This is a genomic window from Novosphingobium kaempferiae, assembly GCF_021227995.1.
Lineage (GTDB): Bacteria > Pseudomonadota > Alphaproteobacteria > Sphingomonadales > Sphingomonadaceae > Novosphingobium > Novosphingobium kaempferiae.
On sequence record NZ_CP089301.1, the window covers coordinates 4,694,265 to 4,716,276 of the forward strand.

The window sequence follows — 22,012 nt, forward strand, 5'->3', positions numbered from 1 at the left end:
CTTAGTGCGCGAACGCAGGCAGGGCGTCGTATCCCGGCAGCTGCCCGTGGTTCATGACGCAGGCGGTCGGCACGGCGACCGCCAGCAGCATCCCGCCCAGCACCGTCCACTTGAACCATGCCGGGGGTTTGCGCCGTGGAGTTGTGGGCGGTTTCATGCCGACTTCGCCCCCTGCGGCACCGCCGCGATGCGGCTCGCCCCCGCGCCGATCAGTTCGAGCATCTGGCGCGCGATCTCGCGCTCGCCCAGCACCACGCGGTCGCAGCCGTGCTGGACGAGGTGGTCGAACTGCGCGTCGCTGTGGGCGCGGGCCATGACCGAGAGGTCGGGGCGCAGCTTCTTCGCCTGTTCGCAGATCGCGCCCGCCTCGAAGCCCTCGGGGATGGCGATGAGCATGCGGTGGGCACGCTCGATCCCCGCTTCCTTGAGGACCGAGGGCTCCACCGCGTTGCCGGTGACGACTTCGAACCCGTCGGCGCGGGCCTCGCGGGCGAGATCGCTCTGCGCCTCGATCAGCAGGACCGCGGTCGGCGTCGCGCGCAGGCCCTTGGCGACGAGCTTGCCGACGCGGCCGTAGCCGACGAGGATGACGTGCTCCTCGCGCTTCTTCTCGTGCTCGATCTCGTCCTCGACCTGCTTCTCCTTGACCGCGCTGGTGCTGCCGACGGCAAGGTTGAAGATGAACGGGTTGAGGAAGATCGAGATGATCGCGCCCGCCAGGATCAGGTCGCGGCCTGCCTCGGGCAGCAGGCCGAGCCCGGTGCCGAGCCCGGCGAGGATGAACGAGAACTCGCCGATCTGCGCGAGGCTGGCGGAAATCGTCAGCGCCTTGTCGTTGGTATGGCCGAACGCGCGCACGATCAGCCAGGCGGCGAGCGACTTTCCGACGATGATCGTCAGGACCGTCACCAGCAGCGGGATCGGCTGCTCGGTGACGACCGAGGGGTCGAACAGCATGCCCACCGATACGAAGAACAGCACCGCGAAGGCGTCGCGCAAGGGCAGCGTCTCTTCCGCCGCGCGGCGGGAAAGCTGCGTCTCGCCCAGGATCATCCCTGCGAAGAAGGCGCCCAGCGCGAAACTGACGTCGAAGGCATAGGCCGCGCCGAAGGCGACGCCCAGCGCCACGGCAAGGACGGCAAGGCGGAACAGCTCGCGCGATCCGGTATGGACGACCCAGTGCAGCGCCCATGGCAGCACCCGCCGTCCGACGATCAGCATCAGCGCCACGAAGCCCGCGACCTTGAGCAGCGTCGTCGAGATGACCCACGGCAGCGTCGCCGCGCCTTCGCCGCCCGACAGCGCGGAGGCGAGCGCGGGCAGCAGCACCAGCGCGAGGACCATCACCAGATCCTCGACGATCAGCCAGCCGACAGCGATGCGCCCGCGCTCCGTCTCGACGAGGTTGCGGCTCTGCAATGCGCGCAGCAGCACCACGGTACTGGCCACCGACAGCGCAAGGCCGAAGACGAACCCGGCGGCCAGATCCCAGCCCATCATGTAGCCGATGCCGATGCCCAGCAGCGTCGCCGCCGCGATCTGCACCAAGGCGCCCGGGATGGCGATGTTCTTCACCGCCAGCAGATCGCGCAGCGAGAAATGCAGGCCGACGCCGAACATGAGGAGGATTACGCCGATCTCGGCGAGTTCCTGTGCGAGCCCGGCATCGGCGACGAAGCCCGGCGTGAAGGGGCCGACCATGACCCCGGCGAGAAGATATCCTGCAATGGGGGAAACCCGCAGGCGATGGGCAAGCGCCCCCATGAAGAAGGCGATCACCAGACCGGCGACAATCGTGCCGATGAGTGGTGTGTGATGTGGCATTGAACGTCCCGTGCTTCGCTGCCGGGCTCATGGCCCGGCCTTGCTGAAACTCACGGACCGGAAGGCGTTACCGGTCCGGCTGCGTGTCAGGCGAAGGGGGGAGCGCGGGGCTGGGAGAGGGCGCAGCGCCAGCCGGAACGGGTGGACACCTGCGCCGACGAAGCGGCGCTGCGTAGGGCGGCAGCGTCGGGGGCGAAGGCGACCGCCTGCGCGATCGCCTGCCCCCCGCCGAGCGGATCGCGTTGCGGCGCGACATGGCGCACCACGCTGGCACGGGCGACGTGCCCGGTCGAGACTTCGACCGTCGAGGGGCTGAACGGCGAGCCAGAGGCGCGCGCCTCGGGGATGGAGATCGGCAGCAGGGCGTGCGCGAAGACGGCGGCCAGCAGCAGCAGGCACCAGACCTTCAGTTTCCTCAGGATGAGGATGTCGCGCAAGTTTTCCTGTTCCCCTTGGTGTGCGTTTCGCACTCTTAACTTAGAAACGTTGCGCCGGTTTCGCCAGCCGATGGCGAAACCTTAATTCCTCCCCCAACGGGTGAGCTCTAGTTCCTCCCCGAGCTTGTCTCGGGGAGGTGGCAGTCGCGCAGCGACTGACGGAGGGGGAATGGCGCGAGGTTCTCCCCCTCCACCACCGCTTCGCGGCGGTCCCCCTCCCCGAGCGAGCTCGGGGAGGAATTTGTCGTTCAGCGTGCGCCGAGGTCGCCCTTGCCGACGGTGCCGCTGGCCATTTCCAGCATGCGGTCGAGGCTCTTCTTGGCGGCGAGGCGCAGGGGCTCCTCGATCTCCACGCGCGGGGTCAGGTCGCGCAGGGCGATGTACAGCTTCTCGAGGTTGTTGAGCGCCATGTAGGGGCAGATGTTGCAGTTGCAGTTGCCGTCCGCACCCGGCGCGCCGATGAAGGTCTTGTCGGGGATGGCCAGCTGCATCTGGTGGATGATGTGCGGCTCGGTCGCCACGATCAGCGTGTCGCCGGGCATGGTCTTGGCATACTGCAGGATGCCGCTGGTCGAGCCGACATAGTCCGCGTGATCGACGATGTGCGGCGGGCATTCCGGGTGCGCGGCGATCGGCGCGTTCGGGTGCTGGGCGCGCAGCTTGAGCAGCTCGGTCTCGCTGAAGGCTTCGTGGACGATGCAGACGCCGGGCCACAGCAGCATCTCGCGGTTGAACTTGCGCGCGAGGTAGCCGCCGAGGTGGCGGTCGGGACCGAAGATGATCTTCTGGTCGAGCGGGATCTGCTGGAGGATCGTCTCGGCGCTGGAGCTGGTGACGATGACGTCGGACAGCGCCTTAACCTCGGTCGAGCAGTTGATGTAGGTCAGCGCGATGTGATCGGGATGCGCCTCGCGGAAAGCCTTGAACTTCTCGGGCGGGCAGGAATCTTCGAGGCTGCACCCGGCGTTGATGTCGGGCAGGACGACGATCTTGTTGGGCGAGAGGATCTTGGCGGTGTCGGCCATGAACTTCACGCCGCAGAAGGCGATGACGTCGGCATCGGTCTCGGCGGCCTTGCGGCTCAGTTCGAGGCTGTCGCCCACGAAGTCGGCCAGATCCTGAAGCTCGGGCTTCTGGTAATAGTGGGCGAGGATGACCGCGTTGCGTTCCTTGCGCAGACGCTCGATTTCGGCGCGCACGTCGATGCCGGAAAGGTCGGCGGGCATTACGGTCATGGCAGTTCCTGATCCTGTCCCGGACCTTGCTCCGGGCGGGGCCTATCTAGGGACGGCGGCCCGCAGACCCAAGCGGAAATTTCACATTGGTGGGGGTCGTGAACAAGCAAAAATGGAATCACGCGGAGGCGCGGAGACGCGGAGGAACAGGCGCTTGCGGCGAAGCCGCCTTTCGCATCGACGCTGCGGTTTGCGATGGGTCGAATGTGCAGAAGGAGCCTGCGGCTCGGCTCAATTTCTCCGCGTCTCCGCGCCTCCGCGTGATCCCGTCTTTTCTCGACCCGAGCGCTCAGGCCGCGAACTGCGCCGCGAAGGCGATCCATGCGGGGGTGACGGCCAGCACCTCGACGGCGACATGGGCAAGCACGATGGCCGTGGCGACCACGCCCGTGGCGGGGTGGATCGCGCCAAGTTCGCGCCGGTCGTGGCGGACGATCAGGGCGACCATGCCGAGCTGGATCACCATCGACAGCCACTCGCCCCACGGCATGATGAGCGGCATCGGCAGCACGCGGCCGAGCGCGGGCTCCATGATGAGGATGGTGGAGCCGAGGATCAGCCGCTTGTGCCAGTCCGAACGGTCGCGCCGGGCAACGGCGGCGATGACCAGCGCGGCGAAGATCAGCACCGAGACGTGGACGAGCGCGAGGAAGTAGCCGGGGGTGAAGAACGGCGGGAACATCCCCGCGCGAAGGCCCGCAAGGCAGGTGAGGCTGGCGAGGACGACGATGGTGGGCAGCATCACGGCGCTTGCCCAGCCGAGCTTGCGGTGGAGTTCCAGTCCCGCTCCCCCAGCCAGCAGCGCCTGCGTGCAGACGAGGCCGAGCCATGCCAGCATCGCCATGCCGTGGATGTGGAAGATCACCGGCACCTGCGTGTACGGCACGAAGCCGCGCAGGCCGAACTGCGCGAAGCCGAAGACGATGAACAGGCTGATGCCGATCGCCATCTTCGCCCAGAACGACAGGCGCGCGGCGCGCACGCCGGGAACGGTCGCCATGAATTCCCTCCACCCTTGTGATGGCGGCGGAGAATAATGGATCGGGCTATACTACGACAATACTTGTCGACGAACGCCTATTGCGCGGCGACCAGCGTCCACTCGTCTTCATGGCGCGTTGTAATGCCACGCTTTTCGAGATCGATCAGGTGGGCAAGCACCGAACGCCCGGCGGCGGGCCAGAGCCTCTCGTCGACGCCCCGGTACATGAGCGGCACCATCGCGGCGATGGTGGTCACGCCCGATTCGATCTGGCGCACGATCTGGTTCTCGCGCTGGCGGCGGTGGCCCAGCATGCCGCGCACGAGCTGGCGCGGGCGGGTCACTTCGGGCCCGTGCGCGGGATAGTACACGGTGTCCTGCTCGCGCTCATAGAGGCGGGCAAGGCTGGCGAGGTAGGCGGTCATGTCCCCGTCGGGCGGGGAGACGACGCTGGTCGACCAGCCCATGACATGGTCGCCGGTGAACAGCGCGCCGGTTTCCTCAAGCGCGAAGCACAAGTGGTTGGACGTGTGCCCCGGCGTCTCCACCGCGCGCAGGGTCCAGCCCGTTCCGGTCAGCGCCTCGCCATCGGCCAGCACGCGGTCGGGCGCGTAAGTTGCGTCGAAGGACGCATCGGCGCGCGGGCCGTCGTCGCTCAGCACCAGCGGCGCGCAGCCGACGATCGGCGCGCCGGTCAGCTTGGAGAGCGGCGCGGCGGCGGGCGAATGGTCGCGGTGGGTATGGGTGCAGCAGATCGCCACCACCCGGTCGCCGCCGATGGCCGCGATGAGCGCGTCGAGATGCTCAGGCTCGTCAGGGCCGGGATCGATGACCGCGACCTCGCCCGCTTCCCCAACCAGATAGGTCTGGGTGCCGGTGAAGGTGAAGGGCGAAGGGTTGCGCGCTAGCACGCGCCGGACCAGCGGTCCGATGCTTTCGGCGACGGTATAGGGCCGGTCGATCTCGGTGGAGCCGTTCATGCGCGTCATATGGGGTTTCAGTCGCGCTCTGTCGACCTTGGGTAATGTTCAGGTGCGTCTAGGTGCCGTTCAGTGCAGGGGCGATCCTACACCGCAACGCGGCCCTCGACACGTTCGCGAAGGCGCGCAATTGCGCCGGTTGCGGCGGGAGACGTCAGCCGCCACGACTGGTCGAGGCGCAGCAGCCGCTCGTAGAAACGCCGTGTCGCCTCCACCAGCTGCGCCGTCGCGGGTTCCAGCAGAGCGGCGTGCGCAGGGTCGGACTGGCGCATCGCGGGCGACAGGCGGCCATGGCGACGCAGCTGCAAGTCGCTGATCTCGCCCAGGAAAAATGCCCGGTGATTGAGCAGCCAGGCGATCGCGTGCATCATCCGCGTCGTCGTCCGCAGCCCCTCGCTCGACAAGGCGATGCGCCCGGAATCCCCGTCGATCGCCATCCGCTCCAGCCGCCCCGAAAGCGTGAACGCGCAGCGCACCTCGTCCGAAAGGACAAGCGCCTCGCAGTAGAGCGCCTCGACGATGCGCGGGTTGATGGTGGCGGGTTTGGACATGGCGCATTCATATTTCTTAACCCGGAATCCGCCGCAACCGCCCGCCGCCCGATTTCCCGCGCAAAAAATCCCCATGTCCCCGAACGGTACGCCGCCGGGACATGTTTAAGCGATGATGTCGGGGATCAGATAGTCCTCGATCTGCGCGATCTGGTCCTTGAGCCGCAGCTTGCGCTTCTTGAGCCGCGCGATCTGCAGCATGTCGCCCCCGCCGGCGTTCATCAGGGCGTCGATCGCGGCGTCCAGATCGCGATGTTCGACCTTCAGGATTTCGAGGCGCTTTCGCATTTCCTCTTCGGTCACGCCGGAATTCCTCAGTATTCGAGCCACTTGGAGCGTTACCGGAGCCGCAGGGATCCGATTCCTGCCGACGCAGGATTCACGCACCTCACCGAATATGAAGCATGAGAGGTCTTCGCAAGGTGCCCCGGATGTGGTTCCCTCTGTTTTGCGCCGGATCGTCAAGGCGAGTCGTCAATCAGGCGCTCGTCATACCGCCCACCCAGCAATCGGCTCGGGGGCTCCGTTCGCAAGGGTCCGGCCCCATAAGGAGGAACGTCCAATGGATAATTCGCACGTCAGCGCTCTGCAGCTCAAGCATGCCGGTATCGAACGGCAGATCCACGAGGAATTGAGCCGCCCGATCCCTGATGCCGCGGTCGTCCAGTCCCTCAAGAAGCGCAAGCTCAGGATCAAGGAGGAGATCGCGCGGTTCTGACCGTCGATCGACAGTCTTGAGAGGGTTCTGAACGCGGAGAATTCCACCGGACAACCGGCAGATTTCCGATATCACCCGCATAAGCTGATTCGACGGCATCCGTTGCGTTCCCAAAGCGATGACTTTGCGTTACGCCAGAGGAATGAGCATCGGAGCCGTCGAAGCAGCCCGCACCATCCTCACTCGTCTTCACGAGGTGATGGCCTCGCGCAGTAATGCGCAGGCCAAGCTCAACACCGTGGTCGAAGTGATCGGCGAATGCCTCGATAGCGAGGTCTGCTCGATCTACCTCCTGCGTGAGGGCATGCTCGAACTCTTCGCGACGCGAGGACTGGCGCAGGAAGCGGTTCACGTCACCCGCATGGCCATAGGCGAAGGTCTCGTCGGTTCGATCGCCGACCGGATCGAGACGCTGAACCTCGCCGAGGCGGCCGCGCATCCGGACTTCATGTATCGCCCCGAAACGGGTGAGGACAAGTTCCACTCCTTCGCCGGCGTGCCCATCGTGCGGCGCGAGCGGGCCGTCGGCGCGCTCTGCGTCCAGCATGTCGAGCCGCGCCGCTACGAAGAGGTGGAGATCGAGGCGCTGCAGACGGTGGCGATGGTTCTCTCCGAACTCATCGTCAACGCCGACCTCATCGACGAGGAGGACGCCCGCGCCCTCAGCGCCGCGCAGACCGGGCCGGAGCAGCTTCGCGGCCTGACGCTGGTCAAGGGCCTTGCCTCCGGCGTGGCCGTTTACCACCAGCCCCGCGTCACCATCGAACACATCGTCGCCGAGGATACCGAGGCCGAGCGCCAGCGCGTCATCCTCGCCTTCGACCGCATGCGCGAACAGATCGACCGCATGGCCGGGCAGGCCGAGTTCGGCATGGGCGGCGAGCACGAGGAAGTGCTCGAGACCTATCGCATGTTCGCCTACGACGAGGGCTGGTCGCGCCGCATCAACGAGGCGATCGACAGCGGCCTCACCGCCGAAGCCGCTATCGAGCGCGTGCAGCAGCGTACCAGAATGCGCATGCGCCAGATCGACGATCCGCTGCTCGCCGACCGCATGCACGATCTGGAGGATCTGGCGAACCGCCTGCTGCGGATCGTCTCGGGCCAGCTCGGCACCGCGGCATCGATGGGCCTCAGGAACGATGCGATCCTGATCGCGCGCAACCTCGGTCCGGCGGAACTGCTCGAATACGACAAGCGGCGACTGAAGGGCGTGATCCTTGAGGAAGGATCGCTCACCAGCCACGTTGTCATCGTCGCGCGCGCCATGGGCATCCCGGTGCTCGGCCGCGTGCGGTCGCTGCGGGGGCTGGTGCGTGAAGGCGATCCGCTGCTGCTCGACGCCGATCAGGGCACCGCGATGGTGCGCCCTTCGACGGGCGTGGTGGAGGCCTTCGAGGCGCGCTTCGCCAAGAACCGCGAGCGGCAGGCAGTCTATGCCGGCATGCGCGACGTGCAGGCGACGACGCGCGACGGCACGCGCATCAACGTCATGATAAACGCGGGGCTGCGCGACGATGTTGCGAACCTCAACCTGACCGGGGCGGACGGCATCGGTCTGTTCCGCACCGAGTTCCAGTTCCTCGTCTCCGCCACGCTGCCCCAGCGCGAGAAGCAGACCCGGCTCTACCGCGACGTCATGGACGCAGCAGGCGAGCGCCCGGTGGTGTTTCGCACGGTCGACATCGGCGGCGACAAGTCGCTGCCCTACCTGCGTCACGACGACGGCGAGGGTGAGGAGAACCCGGCGATGGGCTGGCGCGCGCTGCGCGTCGCCCTTGAGCGGGAGACGTTGCTGAAGGCGCAGGCCCGCGCGCTGCTGGAGGCCGGGGCAGGGCGCAAGCTCAACGTGATGTTCCCGATGGTCGCCGAACCATGGGAATTCGACGCCGCGAAGGCCGTGTTCGACAACCAGCTGGCCTTCCTGCGTCGCCAGAAGAAGGTGTTGCCCGAGGTGATCCGCTACGGCGTCATGCTTGAAGTGCCTTCGCTGGCCGAACAGCTCGACCTGCTGGCGCCGAAGATATCGTTCCTGTCGATCGGCACCAACGACCTCACACAGTTCCTGTTCGCCGCTGACCGTTCCAATCCCAAACTGGCCGAACGCTACGACTGGCTGAGCCCGGCGATCCTGCGCTTCCTGCGCCGCGTCGTGCGCACGCTGGACGGCACTTCGGTCGATATCAGCGTCTGCGGCGAGATGGGCGGGCGGCGGCTGGAGGCACTGGCATTGCTGGGCCTCGGCGTCCGGCGGCTGTCGATCACGCCCGCTGCGGTCGGTCCGATCAAGGAACTGGTCGGCAAGGTGGACCTTGCCGAGATCGCTGCGGCCATGGAAGGCTGGCTCGCCGCGCCGCCCGCGGATTTGCGCGGGGCGATGGCAGCCTGGGCGGCGGCACGCGAGATTTCGGTGGATTGATCCGGGAACGTTGGCTGGATCGTGACCTTTTCCGGTTTAGGGTGTGCTTGCGGTATGATTTGCCGTATAAATTTAACCGGAATGAACGCGGCCTGATTGACTTTGCCTTGTCAGAAGGTTTGGTTAGGCGCCGGTCAGGTCGCATTAACCACGCTTAACGGAGCGGAATGGAAAACGTCGAAACCCAGGATCTTGCGCGTGGGCCGCAGAGCGTAGGAAGCCAGCTTCGCGAGGCACGCGAAGCGCTGGGCAAGACGCGCGCCGACATCGCCTCGCAGACCAAGATCGCCGAACGGCATCTCATCTCGCTGGAGGAGGATCGCCTCGGCGACCTTGCCGCGCGGACTTATGCCGTGGGTTTCGCGCGCACTTACGCCCGTGCCGTGGGGCTCGACGAACGCGTGATCGCGTCCAAGGTGCGCGAGCAGCTCGACAACGAGTCTGGTGAGCGTGTCGAATACGTGCCCAGTTTCGAGCCTGGCGATCCCGCGCGCGTTCCCACTCGCCGCCTTGCATGGGTGGCGGCGCTGGGCGTGGTCGTTGCCGTCGGCGCGCTGCTGGTATTCTGGAGCAATTTCCTCTCGCCTGAAGGTGAGTTGCCGGATCTGGTGGCCGAGCAGGCTGCTACGCCGCCCGCACCGGTCCCGGTTCCGGTCGGTCCTCCGCCAGTTGCTGTCGCGCCGAACGGTCCGGTGGTGCTGACGGCGACCGGCGATCAGGTCTGGGTCAAGGTGACGGACGCCAAGGGCGATCAGGTGCTCCAGAAGGAACTCGCCAAGGGTGAAAGCTGGACCGCGCCGGGCGATGTCGCGGGCCTCCAACTGCGCACCGGGCGCCCCGACGCGCTTCAGATTTCCGTTGGCGGCAAGGCCATTCCACCGCTGTCGACCGAGCCGAAGCTGGTTTCCGGCGTGTCGCTCGCGGCGACGGACCTGCTCGCGCGCGGCACTCCGACCGTTCCCGGAGCGCCCACCCCCGCGCCGAGCGCAGCGCCTGCTCCGGCAACGCCCGTGGCTGCATCCGCTCCGCGCCCGGCAGCCAGCGCGCCGGTCCGCCGTCAGGCCGAGCGTTCGCCGGTTCGGCAGACCCTGCGCGCCGTCGCGACCTCCGCCGCGCGCGAGCCGACCGAGATTCCGACGCCCGAATCCCTGCTGCCGCCTTCGGTCCAGTAAGCGCTTTCCACGGATTTCCGACGCGGACCACCTCGACACTTGGGGGCGGCTCGGGCAACACCGTTAGCCGGTCCATTGGTTAATCCCCGGTTTCACCCGCCGCTGCCAAGGCGCGGCAACGGGCTTTCCGGCGTGACTTGATTCTTGGGAGTTGATTTGGCGATGACACGTACCCTTGCGGCATTCTGTGGGCAGGCCAAGCGCAATGCGCGCTGGCTGGCGACGGCCGCTACGGCCGCGATCCTGTTCGGCGCCGCGCCTGCACAGGCGCAGGACGCCAACACCAATGCGCGGCTCAACAAGGTCGAATCCGAAGTCCGCGCGCTCCAGCGCAAGGTCTTCCCGGGCGGTGACGGCAAGTTCTTCGAACCGCAGATCAGCGCCACCCCGACGCCCACGCCGACCCCCGGCGCGCCATCCACCACACCGCTGACTGATGTGCTGACGCGCATGGATGCGGTGGAAGCGCAGATGACGCAGCTGACCGCGCAGGTCGAGCAGAACACCAACCGCATCGCCCAGCTTGAAGCCAAGCTTGCGGCAGCGGCGGCTCCGCCGGTTTCCGACTTCGTGCCGGGGCCGGGCGCAACGCCTGCACCCGCACCGGCGACCGTAACGCCCGCTCCGCTGCCGACGCCGGTTGCGGCGGCTCCCAAGCCTGCGCCCGTGGCCGCTGCACCCAAGCCGACCGCGCCGTCCAACTCGCGGATCGATGCGGTCAAGGCCATCGTCAAGCCGCAGAGCGCCGACGCGGCAGAGGACGAGTACAGCTACGGCTTCCGCCTGTGGGAAGCGAAGTTCTATCCCGAGGCACAGCAGCAGCTGAAGCTGTACCTCGAAAAGTACCCCAAGCACGCTCGCGCCAGTTTCGGCCGCAACCTGCTGGGCCGCGCCTATCTCGACGACGGCAATCCGGGCGAGGCGGCGAAGTGGTTTCTCCAGAACTTCCAGACCGACAAGCGCGGCGACCGGGCTTCGGACAGCCTGCTCTATCTTGCCGTCTCGATGAAGCAGCTCAAGGACACCAAGCGCGCCTGCATCGCGCTGGCCGAGTTCAGCGAGACTTACGCGGCCGAGGCCGCCGGTCGTCTGGCCGGTCTCTACAACACCACACGCAATGGGCTTGCCTGTAGCTGAGGTCGAACGCTTCCGGGACGATCTCGGAAGCGTCTGGCCCGACCGGATCGACGACGGGATGGCGCGGATCGGCATCGCGGTGTCGGGCGGCCCGGACAGTCTTGGCCTGCTGCTGCTCGCTCATGCGGCCCTGCCGGGGCGGGTGGAGGCGGCAACCGTCGATCATCGGCTTCGTGCCGGGAGCGCCGATGAGGCGGCCGAAGTCGCGCGCGTCTGCGCCGCTCTCGACATTCCCCATGCCACGCTGACGGTTGAGGTTGCGCCCGGCAACATGCAGGCTGAGGCGCGGCTGGCGCGCTACGCAGCGCTGGCGGATTGGGCCGGAGAGCGCGGCATCGCCGCCATCGCGACCGCGCACCATGCCGACGATCAGGCCGAGACGCTGTTGATGCGCCTCAACCGTGCGAGCGGTGTCGCGGGCCTTGCCGGTGCTCGCGGCCGGGGCAGGGTGCCCGGCACGGACCTGCCGCTGCTGCGCCCGGTGCTCGGCTGGCGGCGCGCCGAGCTTGGCGCGGTGGTGGAGGCGGCGGGCCTCGTCGCGGCGCAGGATCCCAGTAACGCCAACGATCGCTTCGACCGCGTGCGGATACGCAAGGCGCTGGCCGATGCGGACTGGCTTGACGTTGCCGCCATCGCCGAGAGCGCCGCGCACATCGCCGAGGCCGACGCCGCGTTGGACTGGATGGCTGCGCTCGAATGGCGCTCGTGCGTGAAGAAGGAGCCCATGGGGCTCAAGTATCGCCCGCAGGCGCCGCGCGCCGTGATCTTGCGCGTGGCGGCGCGGATCGTGCGCGAACTCGATGGCGAGGATGCGCGCGGTGGCGCCATCGCGCGGCTGGTCGATGCGCTGTCGGCCGGGCAGGCGGCGTCGATCGGCAATCTGGTGGCGCGGCCCAATGCGGGCGGGTGGAGCTTTGCCAAGGCGCCGGTTCGGGCGGCCAGGCGCGAGCGCTAGGGGCTATCCGCCGACGAGGCTGTCGCCCATGCCGACCTGCTTGCCGCGCGTGATGTAGACCTTGTCGCCGATCTTCGTCGTGTCGAACAGCTTGGCGGCGAAGGCGTCGGGCATGCCTACGCAGCCGTGGCTGGCGTAGCCGAGCGCCACGTCGGAGCCGTGCAGGGTGATCCCGTCGTTGGTCAGGCGCTGCATGTAGGGCATCGGCGCGCCGGTGTAGATGTTGGAGACGTGGTCCTTGTCCTTCTGGGTGATCGGGAAGATCCCCAGCGGCGTCGGCTTGTCCGCGGTGCCGAGCAGGACGGCGGCAGCGCCGATCTCGTACCCGCCGCGGAAGACCGAGATCACCCGCGCCTCCAAGTCCACCGTGACGACGATGGGGCCGGGGGGAACGTCCTTGTCGTCCCAGTGCCATTCGCCGTACTTGATCGCGCCCTTGATCGGCAGGATGCGCTTGATGACGAAGGGCTCGTCAGCCTTGGCGACCGGCTTCGGCGCAGGCTTCGCGGCCACCGCTGGCTTCGGTTGTTCCAGCTTCGCCTCGGTGAGCGAGGCGGGCTCGGGCTTGTCCGGCGAGGCCGCGACGACGAGCACGCCGGCGATGGCGGCAAGGGCGACGAAGCCCGAGGCGAGGAAGATGCGCGCGTCCACTGGGATATTCCGGTTCGTTGGGCGAATCCGCTCCTGACAGGTTCGCCTTAGCATCGCGTAAACGACGGTTAGGCGCCAGTATAACCGAAGGCTAACTTTCCCGCTTCGCGATCCCTTCGCGCAGGATGGAATTTGCCAGTTCGGCGATGTCCTCGGGCGCGGCGTCGTCCCACACGGAGTAGCGCAGGCCGAGGAAGACGTTCATGCCCATGATCGCCCAGGCATGCGCCTCGCCCAGATCGGCGCGGAGTTCGCCCTTGCGGATGCCTTCGGAGAGGCGTTCGTGGATGCGGGTGGCGGTGGACTGATAGTGCTGGCGGAAGCTGGCCGGATCGACGAATTCGCACTCGTCGATGATGCGATAGATTTCCTTGTGCTCGGCAGCGAAGCGCAGGAAGCCGATCAGCGAGGCGCGCTCCGTCTCCAGCGCGGGCAAGTCCTGTTGGCGGGCGTTACGGGCGGCTTCGCGGACCTTGCCGGAGAGGTCGTCCACCAGCGCGCGGAAGATTTCGTCCTTGGAATTGAAGTAGGTATAGAAGCTGCCCAGCGCCGTGCCCGCGCGGCGGGTGATGCCGGTGATCGAGGCTTCGTGAAAGCCGTGCTCGCCGAATTCGAAAGCTGCGGCATCCAGCAGTTTGCGCAAGGTGCGCCGCCCGCGTTCGGTGCGCGGGGCCTTTCCGATCGGCTCGTCAGGGGCGTGCTCTGTGGTCACGAGGACACAGTTAGACCTGCGCGTGCCGCTTGGCAAACATTCAAAGTTGAAACTCGGTTCAACTATCAATATGGAGTGCGCAACAAGAAGCGAAACATGGGAGTGTCTGAGATGCGCAAGGTGCGATTCCTCGCGATTTCCTCAAGCGTGCTGGCTCTGTCGGGCGGGCTGGGAGCGGCCCCGGCACTGGCGCAGGAGGCCGCGCCTGCCGCCGAGACAGTGGCCGAAGGCGGTGACATCATCGTGACCGCCCGCCGCCGCGAGGAGCGTCTGGTCGACGTGCCGATCGCGGTGTCCACCTTCAGCGGCGCGCAGCTGGAGAAGTCCGGCGCGATCGACGTGACCGAGATCGCCAACGTCTCTCCCAACGTCACGCTGGAGCCGTCGCGCGGCACCAACTCGACGCTCTCGGCCTTCATCCGCGGCGTCGGTCAGCAGGATCCGGTCTCTGGATTCGAGCAGGGCGTCGGCATCTATCTCGACGACGTCTACCTCAACCGCCCGCAGGCCGCCGTGCTCGACATCTACGACGTGGAACGCATCGAGGTGCTGCGCGGGCCACAGGGCACGCTCTATGGCCGTAACACGATCGGCGGCGCGGTGAAGTATGTGACCAGGCAGTTGCCGCAGGACTTTTCGCTCAAGGTGCGCGGGACTTACGGCACTTACGATCAGGCCGATCTCGTCGTCACGGCCTCGGCGCCGGTCAGCGACCTCATCCGCGTCGGTGGATCGGTGGCGCGGCTGTCGCGCGGGGGCTTCGGCACGAACCTGACCACCGGGCAGGACAACTACAACAAGGACATCTGGGGTGCGCGCGCCAGCGTGGACATCGGCGGTTATGGCGAGCCGGTGCTGATCCGCATCTCGGGCGACTATACCAAGGACAAGTCCAACGCGCGTGGCGGTCACCGCCTGATCCCGGGCTATGCTTCGGGCGCGCCGGTCCTGAGTGACGTCTACGACACGCGCGGCGGCCTCAACGATCCGCGACAGGAAGTGGAAGCCTATGGCTTCGCGATCAACGCCAGCGCCGAGCTGACCGACAGGCTGACGTTCCGCTCGATCAGTTCGTGGCGCAAGGACGACAGCGCCTCGCCGATCGACTTCGACGCGTTGCCCACCGTCGATCTCGACGTGCCTGCCTATTACCGCAACGAGCAGACGAGCCAGGAATTCCAGCTGCTCTATGACGACGGCGGCATGGTGCAGGGCATGATCGGCGCCTATTACCTGAGCGCCAAGGCGGACACGCAGTTCGATACCCGCCTGTTCACCGCGAACCCGACACTTCTCCCCGGCCTGACCGCGTTCACGCAGGCCAATGTCGATACCGAGACGTTCGCTGTCTTCGGTGATTTCACCTTCGACTTCACGCAGCAACTCAGCCTCTCGGTCGGCGGGCGTTACACCTGGGACGAGCGGCGGGCCGAGATCCTGCGGCAGAACTACCTGCTTGGCGGCTCGCCGGTATTCGGCGGCCCCGGTGTCGCGGCAGGCGCGCCCAGCACGGACTTCTCCGGCAAGGCGACCTTCAAGAAGTTCACCCCGCGCGCCTCGATCAGCTTCAAGCCGACGCCGGACCACAACATCTACGCAAGCTTCAGCCAGGGCTTCAAGGGCGGCGGCTTCGATCCCCGCGGCGTCGGCGCCAATGCTCCTGCCGCGACGCCGGGGCGCCCGACCGATGCCGAAGTCGCCGATTACCTGAGCTTCGAGCCGGAGACGGTCGACAGCTACGAAGTCGGCTACAAGGGGAATCCCTTCGGCGGGGCGCTCTACATCGCGGCGGCCGGGTTCTACATGGACTACAAGGACGTGCAGATCCCCGGCTCGGCAGGCTGCACCGTGGCCGGCGTGCCGACCTTCTGCGGCATCATCACCAACGCGGGCAAGGCGCGGTTCAAGGGTTTCGAACTGGAGGCCAATGCACGACTTGGCCAGAACCTTGCCACGGCGGGAGACCGCCTGAGCCTGTCCGGCGCGCTCGGCTTCATCGACGCCGAGTACAAGGAATACATCGCCAACATCCCGGTCAATCCGGCGGTGCCCACCGTCACGCAGCCGACCGACGTCGCCGCCTATCGTCAGGTCCAGAACACGCCGAAGTGGACAGCCAGCGCCACGCTCGCCTACTCGACGCCGGTAGGCGGGGGCGACCTCGATTTCAGCACGACCTACTCGTACCGCAGCAAGGTCTACCAGTTCGAGATCCCCAACCCCTACCTCGACCAGAAGGGCTTCGGGCTGGTGGACGCCAGCCTCGTCTACAGCGCGCCGGGTGGGCGCTGGAGCTTCGGGGTCCACGGCAAGAACATCTTCGACAAGCGGTACAAGACCTCGGGCTACACGTTCCTCGCGACCGATCCGACTACGGGCGCTCTGCGCACCCTCCCGAATGGTCGCTTCGTGCCGACGCTGGGGACCGAGGGGACGCTGACCGCCTATTACGGCAATCCACGCCAGGTCTTCGCAACCGCGACGCTGGCGTTCTAAGGGCTGCCGGGGGCCGTCGTCCCGGACCGCGCGTCCGGGACGACGAGGCCGCCTGATGAAAGGACACTTCATGGACTATCACGTCCATCGCTATCGCAGTGCCGACGGGCGGCTCGACCTTGTCGCGCGGGATTACCCGGCGGCGCGCGAGGGCGCGCCGGTGCTGCTGATGATGCACGGCCTCACCCGTAACAGCGCCGACTTCGAGCCGCTGGTGGGCAAGCTTACCGGGCGTTATCGCATGATCGTCCCTGACCAGCGCGGGCGGGGGCTCTCGCAATGGGACGCCGATCCGACGCAATACCGGCCCGACGTCTATGCGCAGGACATGCTGGCGCTGATGGACGGCCTCGGCATCGCGAAGGCAGGGCTGGTGGGCACCTCGATGGGCGGGCTCATGGCGATGGTGATGCAGGCGCTGCGGCCCGAACTGGCGCAGGTGGTGGTGTTCAACGACATCGGCCCGGTGCTCGATCCGGCGGGTCTTGCGCGGATACAGGGCTATGTCGGCCCGGGTGGTGCGATGGCCGACTGGACCGAGGCGGCGGCGCGGACCCGTGCGATCAACGGTTCTGCGTTCCCCGACTATGGCGGCGCGCAGTGGGATGCCTTCGCCCGGCGGCTTGCGCGGGAGAATGCGGACGGCAGCGTGTCGTTCGCCTACGATCCGGCGATTTCGGAGAGCATCGCGGGGGACGATCCGTCCACCGTGCCGCCGGACCTGTGGCCCTTATGGGAACTGCTCGACGTGGTGCCGGTGCTGGTGGTGCGTGGTGCCTTGTCGGACCTGCTGAGCGCAGCAACGGTCGAAGAGATGGCCCGCCGCCACTCCGGGGTTTACTCGGCGGTGGAAGTGCCGCGCGTCGGCCACGCGCCGATCCTCGACGAGCCGGTGGCGCTGGCGGCGATCGAAAAGTTTCTGGCCAAGTATCTGCCGTCGTCCCGGACTTGCTTGCCCTGATGAAGATCAGGGATCCGGGACCGATGGCTGTCTTTAGGTGAATGTCGGCTGCGCGCGCAGCAAAGTGGGCCGTTCACGGCCAGCGGTCCCGGAGCGGGTCCGGGACGACGGGAAGGCGAACGTGATGAATCGTGAAGGTCAGACCACTTCCCCCCGCCTCGTGCTGGCGATGCTGCTGCTGGTCTACATCTTCAACTTCGTCGACCGGCAGATCCTCTCGATCCTCGCCGCGCCGATCCAGGCCGACCTCAAGCTCGACGACGCGCAGATGGGAATGCTCGGCGGGCTGGCCTTCGCGATCCTCTACTCGACGCTCGGCGTGCCGCTGGCGTGGGTGGCCGACCGGACGAGCCGGTCATGGGTCATCACCGGTTCGCTGGTGGTGTGGAGCGTGTTCACCTCCGCCTGCGCGCTGGCGCAGGGGTTCTGGCACATCTTTCTCGCCCGCCTCGGTGTCGGCGTGGGCGAGGCGGGGGGCGTGGCGCCCAGCTATGCGGTGATCGGAGACCACTTTCCCAGCCACCGCCGCGCCTTCGCGCTGTCGGTCTACTCGCTCGGCATCCCGCTCGGCTCGGCGGCGGGCGTCATGGCGGGCGGATACGTCGCGCAGGCGGTGGACTGGCGCACCGCGTTCCTTGTCGTCGGTCTGTGCGGCATCGTCATTGCGCCGCTGTTCAAGATGGTGGTGAAGGACAAGCCGCCCGCCGCCACCGCCCCGACCGTCCGCTTCGGCGAAGTCGCCAGAACGCTGGCCCGCAAGCGCGCGTTCTGGTTCCTGAGCTTCGGCGCGGCTTCCAGCTCCATGCTCGGCTACGGCGTCGCCTTCTGGCTGCCGAGCCTCCTCCAGCGCAGCTTCCACCTCACCCTCGTCGAGACATCGTGGTTCTTCGGCGCGGTACTGCTGCTGGGCGGCACGGTGGGGGTGCTGACCGGCGGTGCGCTGGCGGACCGGCTGGGACAGGCCGACCGCGCCTGGTACGGCCGCGTGCCCGCGATCGGTTTCGTCTGCGCCGTGCCGCTCTACGCGGGCGGCATCTGGACCACGAACGTTCCCGTCGCCTTCGTGCTGTTCCTGATCCCGCAGGTTCTGGCCTACTTCTGGCTCGGCCCTGTGACGGGCGCGATCCAGCACCTCGTCGACCCGCCCGCCCGCGCGACAGCATCGGCGCTGTTCCTGCTGATAAACAACCTGATCGGCCTTGGCGGCGGCATCTATGCGCTGGGTGCGCTGTCGAAGGCGCTGGCGCCGGTCTGGGGCACCGAATCGCTGCGCTACTCGATGCTCTTCGCGCTGGTACTCTACCTGCTCGCCGCGTTGCTGATGACGCTGGCCGGACCGGGCCTGCGCCGGGAATGGGTGGCGGAAAAGTAAGGTAATGGCCGCCGGACGAAAGCCGGCGGCCAAATTGTCATGCTCAGTAAGGGATCGGCTCGGCAGTGAACGCCGTTACCGTCTGCCCCTGAACCATGACGGCCGAGCGGCCGCTGATCCAGATCGAGCCCAGCAGCGCGCCAACCGTGTTGCCACGGCCTTCCTGACGATGCTTACCCGTCAGCGGCATTGCGCGACCGTTCACGGTGACGTTCTTGAACTCGACTTCGAACTTGCCCGATTTGCCACCGATAGCCCGGCCCGTCTTCCAGGTGATGAGCCCGGTTACCGGCGACCCGCGCGGAATCACCACGAAGCCGTTCTCGGTCACGTCGCCAACCGTGGCGAAGCGGAAGGTCTGCCCGACTTCCACATGCTTGCTCGAGATTTCTTCCAGCGGCGTGACGGTCAAAGTCGTGTTGGCGGGCATGAGCTTGCCCTGCATCGGTTGCCCGGCCATGTTGACCTTGACCGCCGCCTCGATTGCCGTGCTGCTGGTATTCGTCTGCGCGACTGCAGGAGACGCGCAAAGGCTGGCGATAATCGCCAGAGAAACATACTTCATGATTTGCCCCCGTTGTTTGGCCATCGGCCGATACGGCCAATATCTTACTTTGCGGTCAACGCATCGGGGGGTTTGCGGACTTACAAAAATGTAAGCCAAATGGTGCCGGCTACAGGATTCGAACCCGTGGCCCCCTGATTACAAATCAGGTGCTCTACCAACTGAGCTAAGCCGGCCCTTGCTGAAACAGCAAGTCCGGCGCCCTTACCGCGAGCGGGGGGCGCCGGTAAAGTCAAAATCAGAAGACCGCGTGCGGAGCGTCTTCCTTCATCATCGTCTGGCGTACCAGCGGGATGGGCGGGCCTCCGTGGTTGAGGAACTCGTCGTGGAAGGCCTTCCACGCCTTGCGGTCGCCGCGCGTCGCGGTCCAGTCGGCGCGCAGCTTGCGGATCATCAGCTTGCCGAGCGTGTAGTTGAGGTAGGCGGCGTCATACGTGCCGCGCGCGGCCTGCTGCTCGGCGGTGCCTTCGTCCTGGTAGCATTCGTTCATGAACATCTGCTTGGACTGCGCCTGCGTCATTCCCCGCGCATGGAGGCCGATCGCCGAGAGATAGCGGCAGTTGCGCAGCAGCGCGTTGGAGATCTGGCCGACCTGCACGCCGGGATCGCCGTTTCCGAGGCCCGCCTCCAGCATCATCTCCTCGGCATAGTGCGCCCAGCCTTCGGCGAAGGCGTAGCCGACGAAGAGCTTGCCCACCAGCGAGGGCGCCGCGTTGGAATGCAGGAACTGGAGGTAGTGCCCCGGCATCACTTCATGCACGGTGGTGAACAGCAGGTCCGACTTGCCGGGGATATAGTCCATCTGCATCTGCTTCGACCACGTCGGGTCGGGCGGCGAGATATAGTAGATCGACGAGCCGCCGTTCTCCAGCGGCCCGGGCGGGTCGATGTAGGCGGAATTGGCGCGGTTGTAGGGCGGGCTTTCCTCCACTTGGGCCATTTTCGGCGTGGGGATCGTCGCGATGTCGTGCGTGCGGACGAACTCCGCCAGTTCCGGAATCTCGCGCCGCGCTTCGGCGACGGGGCCGTCCTTGGGTTTGTCGGCGCGCATCTTGTCGAAGCACTGCGGGATCGTCTGGCCGGGGGCGAACTTCGCGCAGGCCTCCTTGAGTGCGATCTGGTTGCGCTTGAGGTCGGCGCGACCGGCGGCCTCCAGCGTGTCGAGCGGGGCATCGACGCCCTCGGTCGCGGCGACCATGCGGGCGAACCTGTCCGCGCCCAGCGCGAAGTCCTGCGTCGGGGTGGCCTTTGCGACCTTGTCGGCCACGGCCTGCATGGCGTTGGCAGCGGCTTCTGAGGCGGACTTGAACTCGGCCTGGAGCGCGGGATCGGCGACGTCGGCGAAGGCGGCGCGGGCATCGCCGCGGTAATAGGCGGCAAATCCGCCGAAGCCGTCCTTGCCCAGCTTGATGAAGCTGGCGGGCATGGCGGCGGGCAGGTTGGCGCTGATGTTCTTGGCTTGCGCCGGGATGGCCTTGAAGAAGGCGATCATTGCCTTCATCCGCGTCGGCTTGTCGGCATAGTCGCGGCTGACGTAGACGTTCGGGTCGAGCCCGCCGTTGATGTAGTAGGCCGGGTTCCTGTGCGGCTGGTCGGCGTCCTCCAGCCAGAACAGCTGGCCCTTGGCGACCTGCACCAGGTAGTCGCGCTCGAAGCGGTCGGCTTCGGAGAGGTTGGTGAACTTCGCTGAATCGTCGATCACCGAATGCAGGAAGGCGGCGCGGGCCTTGAGGCCGTTTGCGCTCCAGTCGGGCAGCTTGCCGTCGAACTGGTGGGCGCCTTCGTAGACCGCGAAGGACGGGTCGGTGGCGAACCACTTGTCGATGGTGGTCTTGACGAAGGGCTTCCACTCGGCAGTGGGCGGCGGCGGGGCGGCCGCGTTGCAGGCGGTGAGCGCGAGGCAGGCGAGACCTGCCAGCAGGATGGACTTCATGGGGGGATGCTCTCCTGATTTATGCAGGAGTTTCTGCGTCACGCCGCGCCGAACGTCCAGCCCTCGGTCATGGCGAGTTCGCGCGTGAGTTCAGCGGGTTTCCACAGGTCCGTTCGGGGCGCGGCGATGCGCAGCCAGGCGGCGGTGAGGAGGGCGTCGGCGCTGTGATCGTCGATGGGGCCGCTGCCTCCCGTGGGCTGCGAGCCCAGCGCATGCAGCGCGAGATCGAGCGCGGCGTGGTCGGTTATCTTGGCGCGGCCTGCCGAGCGTCCGGCTTCGACGGCGGCGAGGGTGGTGTAGATCTCGGTCACGACGGAGCCGGTTTCGGGCAACGGATCGATCGGCCACACGGGCAGGCGTCCGGCAAGGCGGTGCAGCAGGCGCATGCCCGTCAGGCTGGACTTGCCGACTTGTGCCGCGCCAACGAGGTTGAAGTTCGAGTAGGGGCGGCACCCCGCGCGCGCCTGCGCTTCCTCGGTCACGCGCATCCGCCCGCGCCGGTGGAGCGCGCCGGGGAGGTGGAAGTGCGCGCCCTCGCGCCCGCCGTGGCGGCGGAAGTAGGCGCTGAGCAGGGGATGATCGACGAAGCTGCCTGCCGAGAGGTGCGGGTCGTCGGCGCAGATCATGTCGATCAATGCCCAGAGGGTGCGGGCGTCCGTCGGGCTGTCTGCCCAGCCGGGGAAGAACGCGCCTGCGTCGGCGAAGGGCAGCGATATGCCGAGGTCGAGACCGACCAGCGTGTCGGGCGGCAGGCGGTGGAGCAGCAGGTCCAGCACTTCGGCGCGGGACCAGATCGCATAGCCGGATGGGCGGAGCAGGCGGGGTGCTTCGTCACCGGCGGCGCAGAGGGCGACGGCGATGCCCTTCTGCCGCTCGCCCTGCGCGCCGGACCAGTCGATGGCCATGAAGTGG

General features: G+C 67.0%; 21 protein-coding genes and 1 tRNA gene. 8 read left to right on the plus strand and 14 right to left on the minus strand.

The window, feature by feature from the left end:
- Window position 1 precedes the first annotated feature (1 nt).
- The 8 genes from LO787_RS21265 to LO787_RS21300 all read right to left on the minus strand — a co-directional run bounded on the left by LO787_RS21265 (window position 2) and on the right by LO787_RS21300 (window position 6,312).
- Window positions 2-157 carry a hypothetical protein gene (locus LO787_RS21265; RefSeq protein WP_232492975.1) on the minus strand — a complete coding sequence of 52 codons (156 nt, stop codon included), beginning with the start codon at window positions 155-157 and terminating at the stop codon, window positions 2-4.
- A complete protein-coding gene (gene ybaL / locus LO787_RS21270) occupies window positions 154-1,824 on the minus strand; it encodes a YbaL family putative K(+) efflux transporter (protein ID WP_232492976.1) in 1,671 nt (556 codons plus the stop codon). Before ybaL ends, LO787_RS21265 begins: the two co-directional genes overlap by 4 nt.
- A gap of 86 nt (window positions 1,825-1,910) precedes the next feature.
- Window positions 1,911-2,261, minus strand: coding sequence for a hypothetical protein (locus tag LO787_RS21275; protein ID WP_232492977.1), 351 nt, complete (start codon window positions 2,259-2,261; stop codon window positions 1,911-1,913).
- 248 nt (window positions 2,262-2,509) lie between these two features.
- Window positions 2,510-3,496, minus strand: coding sequence for a quinolinate synthase NadA (nadA, locus tag LO787_RS21280; RefSeq protein ID WP_232492978.1), 987 nt, complete (start codon window positions 3,494-3,496; stop codon window positions 2,510-2,512).
- Window positions 3,497-3,785: 289 nt separating this feature from the next.
- A complete protein-coding gene (locus LO787_RS21285) occupies window positions 3,786-4,496 on the minus strand; it encodes a hypothetical protein (protein ID WP_232492979.1) in 711 nt (236 codons plus the stop codon).
- Between the two features lie 77 nt (window positions 4,497-4,573).
- On the minus strand, window positions 4,574-5,458 hold the full coding sequence (locus LO787_RS21290) for an MBL fold metallo-hydrolase (RefSeq protein ID WP_232492980.1): 885 nt from the start codon (window positions 5,456-5,458) through the stop codon (window positions 4,574-4,576).
- An 86-nt stretch (window positions 5,459-5,544) separates the two neighbouring features.
- Window positions 5,545-6,009 carry a DUF1465 family protein gene (locus LO787_RS21295; protein ID WP_232492981.1) on the minus strand — a complete coding sequence of 155 codons (465 nt, stop codon included), beginning with the start codon at window positions 6,007-6,009 and terminating at the stop codon, window positions 5,545-5,547.
- A gap of 105 nt (window positions 6,010-6,114) precedes the next feature.
- Window positions 6,115-6,312: a YdcH family protein gene (locus tag LO787_RS21300; RefSeq protein ID WP_232492982.1), complete on the minus strand. Its 198-nt coding sequence runs from the start codon at window positions 6,310-6,312 to the stop codon at window positions 6,115-6,117.
- A gap of 259 nt (window positions 6,313-6,571) precedes the next feature.
- Between LO787_RS21300 and LO787_RS21305 the strand changes: the two genes are divergently transcribed.
- From LO787_RS21305 to tilS, 5 genes are all read left to right on the plus strand, one after another.
- On the plus strand, window positions 6,572-6,727 hold the full coding sequence (locus tag LO787_RS21305) for a YdcH family protein (protein ID WP_232492983.1): 156 nt from the start codon (window positions 6,572-6,574) through the stop codon (window positions 6,725-6,727).
- A gap of 142 nt (window positions 6,728-6,869) precedes the next feature.
- A complete protein-coding gene (ptsP, locus tag LO787_RS21310) occupies window positions 6,870-9,146 on the plus strand; it encodes a phosphoenolpyruvate--protein phosphotransferase (protein ID WP_232492984.1) in 2,277 nt (758 codons plus the stop codon).
- A gap of 167 nt (window positions 9,147-9,313) precedes the next feature.
- Window positions 9,314-10,318: a helix-turn-helix domain-containing protein gene (locus LO787_RS21315; RefSeq protein WP_232492985.1), complete on the plus strand. Its 1,005-nt coding sequence runs from the start codon at window positions 9,314-9,316 to the stop codon at window positions 10,316-10,318.
- 162 nt (window positions 10,319-10,480) lie between these two features.
- Complete coding sequence (locus LO787_RS21320; RefSeq protein WP_232492986.1) at window positions 10,481-11,455, plus strand: tetratricopeptide repeat protein; 975 nt, start codon at window positions 10,481-10,483, stop codon at window positions 11,453-11,455.
- Entirely contained in the window at window positions 11,436-12,410 is a 975-nt protein-coding gene (gene tilS, locus LO787_RS21325; RefSeq protein ID WP_232492987.1) for a tRNA lysidine(34) synthetase TilS, read from the plus strand. The genes LO787_RS21320 and tilS overlap by 20 nt, the downstream gene beginning before the upstream one ends.
- A 3-nt stretch (window positions 12,411-12,413) precedes the next feature.
- Here the strand turns inward: tilS and LO787_RS21330 are convergent, their stop codons facing one another.
- Both LO787_RS21330 and LO787_RS21335 read right to left on the minus strand, forming a co-directional pair.
- The gene (locus LO787_RS21330) at window positions 12,414-13,061 is read right to left on the minus strand and encodes a L,D-transpeptidase family protein (protein ID WP_232492988.1); all 648 of its coding nucleotides are present in this window, start codon (window positions 13,059-13,061) and stop codon (window positions 12,414-12,416) included.
- Window positions 13,062-13,152: 91 nt separating this feature from the next.
- Window positions 13,153-13,773, minus strand: coding sequence for a TetR/AcrR family transcriptional regulator (locus LO787_RS21335; RefSeq protein ID WP_232492989.1), 621 nt, complete (start codon window positions 13,771-13,773; stop codon window positions 13,153-13,155).
- 111 nt (window positions 13,774-13,884) lie between these two features.
- Between LO787_RS21335 and LO787_RS21340 the strand changes: the two genes are divergently transcribed.
- The 3 genes from LO787_RS21340 (at window position 13,885) to LO787_RS21350 (ending at window position 18,602) form a co-directional block, all read left to right on the plus strand.
- The gene (locus LO787_RS21340) at window positions 13,885-16,269 is read left to right on the plus strand and encodes a TonB-dependent receptor (RefSeq protein WP_232492990.1); all 2,385 of its coding nucleotides are present in this window, start codon (window positions 13,885-13,887) and stop codon (window positions 16,267-16,269) included.
- Between the two features lie 70 nt (window positions 16,270-16,339).
- Complete coding sequence (locus LO787_RS21345) at window positions 16,340-17,230, plus strand: alpha/beta fold hydrolase (protein ID WP_232496389.1); 891 nt, start codon at window positions 16,340-16,342, stop codon at window positions 17,228-17,230.
- A 124-nt stretch (window positions 17,231-17,354) separates the two neighbouring features.
- Window positions 17,355-18,602, plus strand: coding sequence for a spinster family MFS transporter (locus LO787_RS21350; protein WP_232492991.1), 1,248 nt, complete (start codon window positions 17,355-17,357; stop codon window positions 18,600-18,602).
- Window positions 18,603-18,645: 43 nt separating this feature from the next.
- On the opposite strand, the gene LO787_RS21355 is transcribed toward LO787_RS21350, so the two are convergent.
- The 4 genes from LO787_RS21355 to LO787_RS21370 all read right to left on the minus strand — a co-directional run bounded on the left by LO787_RS21355 (window position 18,646) and on the right by LO787_RS21370 (window position 22,005).
- Window positions 18,646-19,167 (minus strand): hypothetical protein, encoded by a 522-nt coding sequence (locus LO787_RS21355; protein ID WP_232492992.1) that lies wholly within the window; start codon window positions 19,165-19,167, stop codon window positions 18,646-18,648.
- 100 nt (window positions 19,168-19,267) lie between these two features.
- Window positions 19,268-19,343: transfer RNA gene (locus LO787_RS21360), tRNA-Thr, on the minus strand.
- A 62-nt stretch (window positions 19,344-19,405) separates the two neighbouring features.
- Entirely contained in the window at window positions 19,406-21,100 is a 1,695-nt protein-coding gene (locus LO787_RS21365; protein WP_232492993.1) for a DUF885 domain-containing protein, read from the minus strand.
- 38 nt (window positions 21,101-21,138) lie between these two features.
- Window positions 21,139-22,005, minus strand: a complete 867-nt coding sequence (locus LO787_RS21370) for a hypothetical protein (RefSeq protein WP_232492994.1) — start codon at window positions 22,003-22,005, stop codon at window positions 21,139-21,141.
- Between the last annotated feature and the right edge of the window lie 7 nt (window positions 22,006-22,012).

Coding starts and splice junctions, on each gene's coding strand:
- LO787_RS21265 (WP_232492975.1), bottom strand. CDS start 157: ATGAAACCGCCCACAACTCCACGGCGCAAACCCCCGGCATGGTTCAAG.
- ybaL (WP_232492976.1), bottom strand. CDS start 1,824: ATGCCACATCACACACCACTCATCGGCACGATTGTCGCCGGTCTGGTG.
- nadA (WP_232492978.1), bottom strand. CDS start 3,496: ATGACCGTAATGCCCGCCGACCTTTCCGGCATCGACGTGCGCGCCGAA.
- LO787_RS21285 (WP_232492979.1), bottom strand. CDS start 4,496: ATGGCGACCGTTCCCGGCGTGCGCGCCGCGCGCCTGTCGTTCTGGGCG.
- LO787_RS21290 (WP_232492980.1), bottom strand. CDS start 5,458: ATGAACGGCTCCACCGAGATCGACCGGCCCTATACCGTCGCCGAAAGC.
- LO787_RS21295 (WP_232492981.1), bottom strand. CDS start 6,009: ATGTCCAAACCCGCCACCATCAACCCGCGCATCGTCGAGGCGCTCTAC.
- LO787_RS21305 (WP_232492983.1), top strand. CDS start 6,572: ATGGATAATTCGCACGTCAGCGCTCTGCAGCTCAAGCATGCCGGTATC.
- ptsP (WP_232492984.1), top strand. CDS start 6,870: ATGAGCATCGGAGCCGTCGAAGCAGCCCGCACCATCCTCACTCGTCTT.
- LO787_RS21315 (WP_232492985.1), top strand. CDS start 9,314: ATGGAAAACGTCGAAACCCAGGATCTTGCGCGTGGGCCGCAGAGCGTA.
- LO787_RS21320 (WP_232492986.1), top strand. CDS start 10,481: ATGACACGTACCCTTGCGGCATTCTGTGGGCAGGCCAAGCGCAATGCG.
- tilS (WP_232492987.1), top strand. CDS start 11,436: ATGGGCTTGCCTGTAGCTGAGGTCGAACGCTTCCGGGACGATCTCGGA.
- LO787_RS21340 (WP_232492990.1), top strand. CDS start 13,885: ATGCGCAAGGTGCGATTCCTCGCGATTTCCTCAAGCGTGCTGGCTCTG.
- LO787_RS21345 (WP_232496389.1), top strand. CDS start 16,340: ATGGACTATCACGTCCATCGCTATCGCAGTGCCGACGGGCGGCTCGAC.
- LO787_RS21350 (WP_232492991.1), top strand. CDS start 17,355: ATGAATCGTGAAGGTCAGACCACTTCCCCCCGCCTCGTGCTGGCGATG.
- LO787_RS21355 (WP_232492992.1), bottom strand. CDS start 19,167: ATGAAGTATGTTTCTCTGGCGATTATCGCCAGCCTTTGCGCGTCTCCT.
- LO787_RS21365 (WP_232492993.1), bottom strand. CDS start 21,100: ATGAAGTCCATCCTGCTGGCAGGTCTCGCCTGCCTCGCGCTCACCGCC.
- LO787_RS21370 (WP_232492994.1), bottom strand. CDS start 22,005: ATGGCCATCGACTGGTCCGGCGCGCAGGGCGAGCGGCAGAAGGGCATC.